Source organism: Mycobacterium sp. UM_11, assembly GCF_001414075.1.
Classification (GTDB): Bacteria; Actinomycetota; Actinomycetes; order Mycobacteriales; family Mycobacteriaceae; genus Mycobacterium.
The window spans coordinates 1-9,680 of sequence record NZ_LATC01000137.1; the positions used below are offsets into that span (position 1 = coordinate 1).

1 pseudogene is annotated in these 9,680 nt (G+C 68.7%); it reads left to right on the forward strand.

From position 1 onward, the window contains the following. Nucleotides 1-9,680, forward strand: a pseudogene (locus WU80_RS22645) (amino acid adenylation domain-containing protein); the annotation flags it as partial.

The following is a 9,680-nucleotide window of genomic DNA, read 5'->3' on the forward strand; positions in this document are numbered from 1 at the left end:
GCCTGGGCGCAGCTGCTGATGGGCATGACCGGCCAGCGCGACGTCGTGTTCGGCACCGCGGTGTCGGGACGGCCCACGGAGGTGGCCGGCGCCGAAACGATCGTCGGCCTGATGATCAACACCGTGCCGGTGCGGGCCACCATCACCCCGGCCACCACCACCGCCGACCTGCTCGAACAACTGCACAACGCCCACAACCACACCCTCGACCATCAACACCTGGCACTCAACGAGATTCACCACGCCACCGGCCACGACCAACTGTTCGACACCCTGTTCGTCTACGAGAACTACCCCGTCGACCCCGCCACAATGCTCGATGTCGACGGGTTGACCGTTGCCGGGTTCACCGGTCACGAATCGAACCACTACCCGTTGACCATGCAGGCCACGCCGGGTACCGAGCTCGGCTTCCGCATCGAGTACGACACGGACGTGTTCGACGCGGAAACCATTGCTAGGCTGGCCAATCGACTGCAGCGCATCATGTCGGCGATGGCCGCCGACCCCCAGCTCCGATTGTCGGCGATCGACGTGCTCGGCGCCGACGAGCGCACCCGCCTCGATGCGATGGGCAACCGGACGGCCCTGGGCGAGCCGGGGCCGACGCCGCTGTCGATCCCGGAACTGTTCGCGGTCCACACGGCCCGCTCCCCGCAGGCGATCGCCATCAGCGACGCGGGCCGGTCCCTGACGTATCGGGAGGTCGACGAGGCCTCGGATCAGCTGGCCCGGCTGATATCCGGCTGCGGTGCCGGGCCCGGCGGGTGTGTGGCGCTGTTACTGGAACGCTCCGCGGAAGCAGTCATCGCGATGCTCGCGGTATTGAGGGCGGGTGCGGCGTACCTCGCGATCGACCCGGCCCTGCCCGACGAGCGAATCGCATTCATGCTGACTGACGCCGCGCCGGCGGTCGCGGTCACCACCACCGCGCTGCGGCCACGGTTGGCGGGACGGGCATTGGCCGTCATCGACATCACCGACGACCGCACGACGGCTCAACGCGGGCCCGAGCCGCCAACGCCCTCGCCGGACGATGTTGCCTACCTCATCTACACCTCGGGCACCACGGGAGTGCCGAAAGGCGTTGCGATCACACACCGCAACCTCGCCCATTTGGTGGAGTCGGCGTCGGCGCATCTGCCCGCGGACCAGGTGTGGACGCAGTGCCACTCGTACGCGTTCGACTTTTCCGTCTGGGAAATCTGGGCCGCGCTGCTCGGCGGCGGGCGCCTCGTCGTGGTGCCCGAGGAGGTGGTCACCTCACCCAAAGACTTCCACGCCCTGCTCGTCGCCGAACGCGTCAACGTGCTCACCCAGACACCGTCGGCCGCCGCGGCGCTTCCCCAGCACGGCTTGGAGTCGGTGGCACTTCTGCTCGGCGGCGAGGCCTGCCCCGGTGAGTTGGTGGACCGGTGGGCACCCGGGCGCGTGCTGATCAACGCCTACGGTCCCACCGAGGTCACGGTCTACGCGACGCTGAGCGCCCCGTTGACAACGGGTTTGGGGACCGTACCGATCGGCGCCCCGGTGTCGACCGCGGGCTTGTTCGTACTGGACGACTGGCTGCGCCCCGTCCCGCCCGGAGTGGTCGGCGAGCTCTATGTGGCCGGTCGCGGCGTCGGGGTGGGGTATTGGCGCCGGGCCTCGTTGACCGCCTCACGCTTCGTAGCCAGCCCGTTCGGGCCGTCGGGAACCCGGATGTATCGCACCGGTGACCTGGTCCGCTGGCGCCCCGACGGCCAACTCGACTACCTCGGCCGGGCCGACGAACAGGTCAAGATCCGCGGATACCGCATCGAACTCAGTGAGATCCAGGCCGCCCTGACCGCGCTCGACGGCGTTGAACACGCCGCCGTCGTCACCCGCGAAGACCGCCCCGGCGACAAGCGCCTCGTCGGCTACGTCGTCGAAAGTGCCACCGGCACGGTCGATCCCGCCGCGGCGCGGTCGGCGCTCACCGATCGGCTGCCCGGACACATGGTGCCCGTGGCGATCGTGGTGCTGCAGGCGCTGCCCCTGACCGTCAACGGCAAACTCGACACCCGCGCCCTGCCCCCACCCGACTACACCAGCGCCGAGGACTACCGCGCGCCCACCACCGCCGTCGAAGACCTGCTCGCCACCGTCTACGCCCAGACCCTCGGCCTCGACCGCGTCGGCATCGACGACTCCTTCTTCGACCTCGGCGGCGACTCGCTGTCCGCGATGCGCCTGATCCCTGCGATCAACACCGCGCTGGGCACGGACCTCGTTGTGCACCAGCTTTTCGACGCGCCCACCATCGCGCAGTTGGCGCCCCGCCTCAACGCCGAGTCGAGCCCACGCAGCCCGTTGGTCGCATGCGAGCGGCCCGCCGCGATCCCGCTCTCGTTCGCCCAGAACCGGCTCTGGATTCTCGACCAGTTGCAAGGCCCCTCAGGCGTTTACCACATGACGGTCGCGCTGAGGCTTTGCGGCGCCCTTGATCCCGATTCGCTGGCGGCCTCCCTGGCCGACGTGGTGGCCCGGCATGAAAGCCTGCGCACGGCGTATCCCGCCCCCGATGGACTGCCCCAGCAACTCGTCGTCCCCCCCGACCGGGCTGATATCGGTTGGGAGGTCATCGACGCCACCGCGTGGCCGCCCGCCAGACTCGATGAGGCCATCGACGAAGCGGCGCATCACCCGTTCGACCTGGAGACCGAAATTCCGCTGCGGGCAAAGCTGTTTCGTGCCGGTGACGACGAGCACGTGCTGGTCGGTGTCGTCCACCACATCGCCTTCGACGGCTGGTCGCTGGCGCCGTTCATCCGCGATCTCAACGTGGCCTACCGGGCGCGACAGCACGGGCTGGCCCCGGATTGGCCGCCACTGCCCGTGCAATACGTGGATTACACGTTGTGGCAACGGTCGACGTTCGGCGCGCTGGACGACCCCCACAGCCGGATCGCCGCGCAACTGGAATATTGGGAAGAAGCCCTGGCGGGCATGCCCGAGCGCCTGGAGCTACCCACCGACCGACCGTATCCCTCGGTGGCTGACCACTGCGGCGCCAGTGTGACCGTGGACTGGCCGGCCGATCTGCAGCGGCGCATACGCGAGGTGGCGCGCGGATACAACGCGACGAGTTTCATGGTCGTTCAGGCCGCTTTGGCGGTACTACTGTCGCGGCTCGGCGCGACTTCCGATGTCGCGGTGGCCTTCCCGGTCGCCGGCCGCGGTGACCCGGGGCTCGATGAACTGGTGGGCTTCTTCGTCAACACCTTGGTCCTGCGGGTGGACGTGGCCGGAGATCCAACCGTTGCCGACTTGCTGGCCCAGGTGCGTCGACGCAGTCTGCTCGCCTTCGAGCACCAAGACGTGCCGTTCGAGGTGCTCGTCGAGCGGCTCAACCCCACCCGGTCGCTCAGCCACCACCCGCTCGCCCAAGTGGCGTTGGCGTGGCAGAACCTGCCGGGCCACGCGAGTGACCCGGTCGCCGGGTTGGCGCTGGGCGATCTGCAGGTCACCCAGGTGCCGATCGACACCCACACCGCCCGCATGGATTTGACGTTTTCGCTGGCCGAGCGTTGGACCGAGGACGGTGCGCCCGACGGGATTCGGGGCACGGTTGAGTTCCGCACCGACGTGTTCGACTCGGGCACAATCGCCCGGCTCGTCGAGCGGTTCGAGCGGGTGCTGGTGGCGATGACCACCGAGCCGCAACTGCGGTTGTCGTCGATCGATCTGTTGGACGCGCGCGAGCGCGACCGCCTTGACGGGGCGTGCAACCGGGCGGTGTTGGACCGGCCCGCGCCGCCGCCGGTGTCGATCCCGACCTTGTTCGCGACCCATGTCTGCCGCGACCCCCACGCGGTGGCGATCAGCGGCGGGACGCGCACCTGGACCTACGAGGAGCTGGACGCGGCCTCAAACCGGTTGGCGCACTTGCTCACCGGACATGGCGCCGCTCCCGGCGAATGCGTCGCGCTGCTGTTTTCCCGTTCCCCCGAGGCCATCATCGCAATCCTCGCGGTGCTCAAGACCGGGGCGGCCTATCTGCCGATCGATCCGGCGCTGCCCGCGGCCCGGCTGGAATTCATGCTCGCCGACGCCGCGCCACTCGCCGCGATCACCACCGCAGGGCTGCGTTCGCGGTTCGACGGGCACGACCTTGCGACCATCGCCTTCAGCGAGGACGCAATCGGCTCGCACCCCGACACACCGCTTGCCGCGCCCGGCCCCGACAACCTCGCATACCTCATCTATACGTCGGGGACCACCGGGGTTCCGAAATGCGTTGCCATCAGCCATCACAACGTCACTCAACTACTGGGGTCGCTGGATGGCGGTCTGCCGAGCAAGGGTGTCTGGCCGCAATGCCACTCCCTGGCTTTCGACGTCTCGGTGTGGGAGATCTTCGGTCCGCTGCTACGCGGCGGCCGGGTAGTCGTGGTGACCGAGGACGTGACGACGTCGCCGGCGGACTTCGAGGACCTGCTGGCCGCCGAACAAGCCGACGTGCTGACGCAAACCCCGTCCGCCGTCGAACTGTTGTCGCCGGACCGGCTGGAATCGGCGGCGGTGGTGGTGGTCGGCGAGGCGTGCCCCGCCGAAGTGGTCGACCGATGGGCGCCCGGGCGGTTGATGATCAACGCCTACGGTCCGACCGAGACGACGATGTGCGTCGCGATCAGCGCGCCGCTGACGGCCGCGTCGGGCACGGTGCCCATCGGCGCACCGGTTCCGGGGGCGGCGCTGTTCGTCCTCGACCAGTCGTTGCGCCAGGTGCCGCCGGGCGTCGTCGGTGAACTGTATGTCGCCGGCCACGGCGTCGGCGTCGGGTATCTGCGGCGGGCGGGGCTGACGGCGTCGCGCTTCGTGGCCTGCCCGTTCGGTGGCCGAGGGGCGCGCATGTATCGCACCGGTGATCTGGTCCGCTGGCGGCCCGACGGGCAACTGCACTATCTCGGACGCGTCGACGAACAGGTGAAAATTCGTGGGCACCGCATCGAGCTCGGTGAAATCCACGCCGCGCTAACCGAACTCGAGGGCATCGAGCGCGCCGCGGTCATCGCCCGCGAAGACCACCCCGGTGACAAGCGACTGGTCGCCTATGTCACCGGCACCGCTGATCCAACCGACGTGCGCGCCGCGCTCACCGAACGGTTGCCCGGTTACATGGTGCCCGCCGCGGTCGTGGTCCTCGATGCGCTGCCCACCACCATCAACGGGAAGCTCGACACCCGCGCCCTGCCCGCTCCCGACTATCAGGCGGGCGACCATTACCGAGCCCCGACCGACGCCATCGAGGAAATCCTGACCGGCATCTACGCCCAGGTCCTGCGCCTAGACCGCGTCGGCGTGGACGATTCCTTCTTCGACCTTGGCGGAGACAGCATCTCGTCCATGCAAGTGGTCGCCCGCGCCCGAGCAGCCGGTGTGATGTGCCGGCCGCGAGACATCTTCGTCGAGCAGACCGTCGCGCGGCTCGCGCGCGTCGCCCACATCGGCAACGGGCCGGGCGATGTGGGCGACGAGGGCATCGGCCCTGTCACGCCAACCCCGATCATGCACTGGCTGCACGAGATCGACGGCCCCATCGACCAGTTCAACCAGACGATGGTGCTACTAGCGCCCCCGGGCGCCGCCCAAGCGGACGTGGTCGCGCTCCTGCAAGCCCTGCTCGACCGCCACGCGATGTTGCGGTTGCGCGCTGACGACGGCGCCAGCGGTGAGTGGTCGTTGACGGTGCCCGAGGGGGGCTCGGTCGACGCCGGCGCGTGCCTGCTGGCGGTCGACGAGGTGAGCGACGAAGCGGTGGCGAGCGCGCGGTCACGACTAAACCCCGCGGCCGGCGTGATGCTCAGCGCGCTGTGGGTGGCCGGCACCCGACAACTGGTGTTGATGCTCCATCATCTTGCCGTCGACGCCGTGTCCTGGCGAATTCTGTTGGAAGACATCAACATCGCCTGGGCGCAGCGGCGCAGCGGTCGGCCGATCACGCTGCCGGCAGGCGGGACTTCCTTCCAGCGGTGGGCCGCGCTACTGGCCGAGCACGCCCGCCGGCCCGCGGTGGTCGACGAGGCCGAGGCCTGGCGACAGGTCGCGGTCACCCGGGCCCCCCTGCCGGGACCGGTAGCACAGATCGACACCTACGCCAGCGCCGGGCACCTGACGGCATCGCTGGACGCCGACACCACGCGGCTACTGCTCGGTGAGGTTACCGCCGCATTCCATATCGGCATCCAAGAAATCCTGCTGATCGCCTTCGGGTTGGCGTGGAGGGAGTTCTCGGGTTCTGACGAGGACGCATCCATCGCGATCGACGTCGAGGGCCATGGCCGCTACGAAGATCTCGCCGCCGAGGTCGACCTATCCCGCACCGTGGGCTGGTTCACCACCAAATACCCCGTGCCCCTGCCGGTCGACGGGCCGCGCTGGGCGCAACTGCTCACCGGTGACGCCGCAGTCGGCGCGTTCGTCAAGCGCGCCAAGGAGCAACTTCGCGCCGTCCCCGAGGGCCTGACCTACGGTCTGCTGCGCTACCTCAACGCCGACGTCGCGCTCCCCGAGTGCGACCCGCCGATCGGCTTCAACTACTTCGGTCGGCTGGACGGATCCGAGGCGCCCGGAGAACTCTGGCGAATCAGCCAAGACGGCCTGGACATCACCACGTCCGCCACGGCGGTGCCGATGCCGCTCGCCCACAGCCTGGAGCTCAACGCGGGCGCGGTCGACACGGGCGCCGGACCGCGGCTGCACGCCGAATGGACCTGGGCGCGTTCAGCGCTCGATCGCCCGCAAGTCGAGCGGCTCAGTCAGTTGTGGTTCGACGCGCTGACCGGCATCTGCGCCCATGTCCAGCGCGGCGGCGGCGGCATCACCCCATCCGACATCATCCCCGCGCATCTCACGCAGCCCCAGATCGACGAATTGCAGCGGCAATTCCCGATCGCCGACATCTTGCCGCTCACTCCGCTTCAGCAAGGCTTGCTGTTCCACGCGGCAGCCCAGAACAGCGACGGCGACCTGTACTCGATGCAGCTCGACATCTCGGTATCCGGCCCGCTCGACCCCGATCGCCTGCGCGGCGCAGTGGACGCCGTCGTCCACCGTCACCCCAATCTGGCCGCGCGATTCTGCACCCGCTTCGACGAGCCGGTCCAGCTCATCCCGGCCGAGCCCCAAACACCCTGGCAATACCTCGAACTCGAGGATGACGTGGACGGGCAGCTGCGGCGCATCTGCAGCGACGAACGCGCGGCGGTGTGCGATCTCAAGGGCTCGCCCGCTTTCCGCGCGGCCCTGATCCGCACGGGGCCGGAAGCCTACCGCGTCGTATTGACCAACCACCACATCGTGCTCGATGGCTGGTCGTTACCCGTTCTGCTGCAGGAGATCTTCGCCAGTTACTACGGCCAGCGGCTACCGGCGGCCGTGTCGTATCGCCGGTTCGTCAATTGGCTGGCCGAGCGTGACCTCGACGCCGCGGAAGCGGCCTGGCGCGAGGTGCTCGCCGGCTTCCACACGCCCACGCTGGTCGGACCGCCGGGCCGGCCGGCGCTGGGTGCCCGGGAAGCCGCCTCGGCGCGGGTCCCGGAGGCCACCACCCTGGCCGTCAACGAGCTGGCGCGGTCCTGCCACACGACGGTCAACACCGTGCTGCAGGGCGCGTGGGCGCAGGTGTTGATGTCGATGACCGGCCGGCGCGACGTCGTCTTCGGCGCCGCCGTCTCCGGACGGCCGACCGATGTGGTCGGCGCCGAAACCATGGTGGGCCTGATGATCAACACCATTCCGGTGCGCGCGACCATCACCCCGGACACCACCGTCGCCGACCTGCTCGGCCAATTGCACACCGCGCACAAGCAAACCATCGACCATGAGCATCTGGCGCTCAAGGAGATTCACCGCATCACGGGTCTCGACCAGCTGTTCGACACGTTGTTCGTGTTCGAGAACTACCCGATCGACGCCACGGCACTGTCCCACAGCAACGGCTTGGCCATCACCGAATTCACCGGCATCGAATCCAGCCACTACCCGCTGACGATGCAGGCCCGGCCCGACCGCGAATTGGTTCTCCGCGTCGAATACGACAGCCAGGTATTCGACGCCGAGAGCATCGAGTCATTGATCGAACGCTTCCAGCGGGTGTTGGTGGCCATGACCACTGATCTAGGGGGATGATTTGACCACCAACCCAACCCGCCGGTTGTTGTCCATCGACTTGCTCAACGAGTCCGAGCACGCGCGCCTCGACGAGTGGAGCAACCGCGCGGTGTTGACCCAGCCCGCGAAGCGGGCGTCGATTCCGGCACTTTTCTCCGAGCAGGTGTCGCGGGCCCCGGATGCCGTGGCGGTGACCTTCGACGGCCGCTCGATGACCTATCGGGAGCTCGACGAGGCCGCTAATCGGCTGGCGCACCTGCTGATTGACCACGGTGCGCGCCCGGGTGTGCGGGTGGCCCTGCTCTTTCCCCGGTGCGCCGAGGCCATTGCGGCGATCTTGGCGGTGCTCAAGACCGGCGCGGCGTACCTGCCGATCGACCCGATGCATCCTCGGGCCCGCATCGAGTTCATGCTCGCCGACGCCACCCCGATCGCCGTCCTGACCACGGCTGAGCTGAGGCCGCGGCTGGACGGCTGCGGTGTGACCGTCATCGATATCGCCGACCATCGAATCGAGGCCCAGCGCATCACCGCGCCGCCGCCCCCCTCACCCGACGACATGGCCCACCTGGTCTACACCTCCGGAACCACCGGTGTGCCGAAAGGCGTTGCCGTCACCCACCACAACGTCACGCAGTTGTTCGATTCGCTCGAGACCGGGATCGCCCTGAGCCCCGACCAGGTGTGGACGCAGTTTCATTCGTACGCGTTCGACTTCTCGGTGTGGGAGATCTGGGCCGCGCTGCTGTTCGGTGGACGACTGGTGGTGGTACCCGAGTCGGTGGCCCGCTCACCGGAAGACTTCCACACCCTATTGATGGAAGAACAGGTGAGCGTGCTGACCCAGACCCCGTCCGCGGTCAGCGGCCTGTCACCCGACGGACTGGGCCGCGCGGCATTAATCATCGGCGCCGAAGCATGTCCTCCGGCGCTGGTGGACACCTGGGCGCCCGGGCGCGTCATGGTCAACGTCTACGGCCCGACCGAAACCACGATGTGGGCATCGAAGAGCCTGCCGCTGGCGCCGGGTTCGGGTGCACCGCCCATTGGATCACCGATCGCCGGAGCCGCGTTCTTCGTCCTCGACGAGTTGCTGCGTCCGGTGATGCCCAAGGTGGTCGGCGAGCTGTACATCGCGGGACGCGGTGTGGGCGTGGGTTACTGGCGCCGGGCCGGCCTGACCGCCTCGCGGTTCGTGGCGTGCCCGTTCGGGCCACCCGGGACCCGGATGTATCGCACGGGGGACCTGGTGCGCTGGCGCCCCGACGGACAACTCGACTACCTCGGGCGGGCCGACGATCAAGTGAAGATCCGCGGATATCGCATCGAACTCGGCGAAATCCGCACCGCGCTCAGCGAACTCGACGGCGTCGCGCAGGCCGCGGTGATCGCTCGCGAGGACCGGCCCGGTGACAGACGGCTCGTCGGCTACCTCACCGAGACGACGCCCGGCACGGTGGACCCTGCCGCCGCCCGCGCTGCGCTGGCCCGCCGGCTGCCCGGCTACATGGTCCCCGCGGCCATCGTCGTGTTGCAGGCGCTGC